The organism is Desulfamplus magnetovallimortis, from assembly GCF_900170035.1.
Lineage (GTDB): Bacteria > Desulfobacterota > Desulfobacteria > Desulfobacterales > Desulfobacteraceae > Desulfamplus > Desulfamplus magnetovallimortis.
This window is the reverse complement of sequence record NZ_LT828577.1, coordinates 3478-6187: the sequence shown is the minus strand read 5'-3', so window position 1 is coordinate 6187 and position 2710 is coordinate 3478. Positions and strand designations below refer to the sequence as shown.

Genomic DNA, 2710 nt, shown 5'->3' with positions numbered 1-2710 from the left:
TGGGGCGTGGGGCGGTGGCAATTTACCACACCCTTGATACTATCTCACAATGTGGTATAATGCAGCATTATCAACCTTTTATTCATGAGGTGCTTATGTTGCAAAAGAGAGATAACCGAGACGACTTCCAGGTGAACCACAGACATTCACATGATAAAGAGCTTTATCCGGCAATGATGTTATGTGTTGCCATATTGAAGCAGGTTCTTGTTGATTTAAAGAGCAAAAGGCATATGGCCAGTACAAAGGCATGGCTTGAAGGTGTTTATCCTTCTGCTATGCCGTTCAGCTTTGTGTGCATGATTTTATCAGCATATTCAGGGCAGGAGATCAGGCCGGAGCAATTCAGGCATGTTATTGTAAATAGCAATTCACATTACTTTCTTGAAGGTGTGGCATAGCAGTAACAGTTACAATAAATAAAATGTTGCTTTTTGTAGTTAAAGTGTTATTATATCCTATATAAATCAATACTTTTTGAAAAATACAAAGGGGGGCGTTATGTACCAAAGAGCAGAGACACCGGAGGAAAGGGCAGCTGATAAAAAAAGGCGGGCGGATGCAGATCGGTTCCACACAATGCAGTGCAGTATCAAAGAGGAGCTTGACTCCGGAGTGAGGCAGATATCAAGAGCAAGGTTTGACATGCTGTTGCCGGCGGATAGGTTGAATTATATCAGACAGGGTATAGAAATCATATAGGTTACTGTATCAAATACACCATTTAAAACAGTTGTTTTTGTAATGGGAAAAAAGCTGTAAGGGCAGGAATAGAGGGTTTTTTTCTTTCCTGCCAGGAGGAACATAAAAGATGAAAGCAAAAATAAGGAAATCGAGACTCAAAACATTGTCAGATGTACGGCGGTTTTTGGCTCGTGTACTAAATGATTTTGATAATGATCTGATAGAAGAGGGTAAGGCCAGGGGCATAGCGTATATGTGTTCTATCCTTAAGGATTTGATTATTTGATTAAAGATTCTGACCTTGAATTGCGAGTGAAGAAGCTGGAGCAGGCAGTGGAGCAACAGCCATGAGTTTGATATCCAGGATTGAACAGCTTGAAAAGCGAGCAGCACCAGGCAATGTGGCGGAGATTGTTATCAACGAGAATCCAGAGGATAAACCTGTCATTGGGTTTGAAGTCTTAACAAGTTCAGAGGGATTGCTTGACAAAGTTCTCCGCCTTCCTGATGAGTCAGAAGCGGATTTGAGGGAACGAGCTTTACAGATTGGCCATGATGCAGCCAGGAAAAACGGGAGCGGATTTATAACCCTATTTGCTATGGTGGAGCCATGAGCTTAGGCAAAAGACTTGAAGCACTGGAACAGAGGATTAAGAGGGCAGAGGATATCATTGATAAAGTTGTAATTATTATCCCAGTTGATTCCAGGGAGCCAGGGCAAGATATAGATAAGCCTGTAAAAGTTTACTCCGCTTGTCGGCATGAGTGGTTCCGGTTGCCAGATGAGCCGGACGATAAATTTTTAGATCGGGCAAGATCGGGAGCCAAAGAACTTTTACCCGCTGGAGGTGTTCCTGTACTGATAGCTGGATACTGAAACAAGTATCAATTCACTACTCTGTTATTCTGATACATTCCGAATCTTAACTCTTGATAAAAACTTAAGATTCAAAAATCATGAACTTTGTTAATATGCTCAATGATATTAGTATGTTATCCATAAAATAGCAAAAACCTGTTTTTGAATATTATCAATACTTGTGATTTCATCAAAAGTTAGAACAGATATTGAGCTTTTCACAAGGCTTTTCTGTTCGCAAAAATACATGGAGATACTTAAAGATACCAGTGCATACTTTAACCATACTTATACAGATAAAACATTTACATGATGTTTTTGCATGACAGGATTATCATGCAAAAACATCTTTACATATAAGCTCTGTTTTCCATTTCTGGGGGACAGGGCTTTTTTTGTATCAAAAAGTATTGTCGCAATTGGAAATGAACTTATCCAGATTAAGGAGAAATTAGGACATGGGAATTGGCTTCCCTGGATAGAAAAATGTTTTGAAGGGAGTGAAAGAACGGCACAGAGTTTTATGCAAGCGGCAAAGAAACATTCAAATACGCACCACGGTGCGGATTTGAATTGTAACACAAGAGCCACAAGAACCTTAGCTGCAAAATCCACGTCAAACGATATCCTCGATGCAGCTTTTCAGCTTCAGGAAGAAGGCGGAGAAGTAACCGAAAAATGGGTTAAGGAAAACAAAGCTTAAGACACCTTTCAATTTTGAAAACAGGAAACAGGTAACAGATAAATTGACGTTGATATGGACGGGAATATCCTTTCCTTTCCTGCATGGCACAGATGAATCCAAGGCTTATATGATCGGTATCAGGTTTGAACTGGAGAAGAAGATTAAGGGAGGACAGAAAGGAAATAGTAATAATTATAATGGCTGCAACCAGTATGTTACAGAAAATATGGACGAAAGGCTCACAATGAGCCATTCGACCATATCAAATGAAACACCTCAGATAACACCCAACAAAATTAAACCAGATAGAAAAGAAGAAAAAGGAATCATGCACATAATTGTGCTTGACACCACATGCTGATTATATCTACTGACAAGATTACAATCTTTGATTATATTTAATGAGAATACAAAATTCAATGTGAGATAAAGGAGATAGCTTCAATGGATACCAAAGACCTTGATGAAATCTACAGTAAAAT

The 2710-nt window shown here is 39.3% G+C and carries 7 protein-coding genes; all 7 read left to right on the top strand.

The genetic code is table 11. The features are described 5' to 3' along the window. Window positions 1–401: hypothetical protein (locus MTBBW1_RS26860; RefSeq protein ID WP_222424197.1), on the top strand; the 401-nt coding region annotated here is incomplete at its 5' end. 100 nt (window positions 402–501) lie between these two features. Continuing rightward, window positions 502–702, top strand: coding sequence for a hypothetical protein (locus MTBBW1_RS26855; protein WP_080809998.1), 201 nt, complete (start codon window positions 502–504; stop codon window positions 700–702). Window positions 703–811: 109 nt separating this feature from the next. After that, entirely contained in the window at window positions 812–970 is a 159-nt protein-coding gene (locus MTBBW1_RS28830; protein ID WP_186441747.1) for a hypothetical protein, read from the top strand. 61 nt (window positions 971–1031) lie between these two features. Next, a complete protein-coding gene (locus MTBBW1_RS26850; protein WP_080809995.1) occupies window positions 1032–1298 on the top strand; it encodes a hypothetical protein in 267 nt (88 codons plus the stop codon). Further along, window positions 1295–1561, top strand: a complete 267-nt coding sequence (locus tag MTBBW1_RS26845; RefSeq protein WP_080809991.1) for a hypothetical protein — start codon at window positions 1295–1297, stop codon at window positions 1559–1561. The genes MTBBW1_RS26850 and MTBBW1_RS26845 overlap by 4 nt, the downstream gene beginning before the upstream one ends. Window positions 1562–1865: 304 nt before the next feature. Then, complete coding sequence (locus MTBBW1_RS26840; protein ID WP_080809989.1) at window positions 1866–2246, top strand: DUF3102 domain-containing protein; 381 nt, start codon at window positions 1866–1868, stop codon at window positions 2244–2246. Between the two features lie 109 nt (window positions 2247–2355). Further along, window positions 2356–2589, top strand: a complete 234-nt coding sequence (locus MTBBW1_RS26835) for a hypothetical protein (protein WP_139786930.1) — start codon at window positions 2356–2358, stop codon at window positions 2587–2589. Window positions 2590–2710 lie beyond the last annotated feature (121 nt).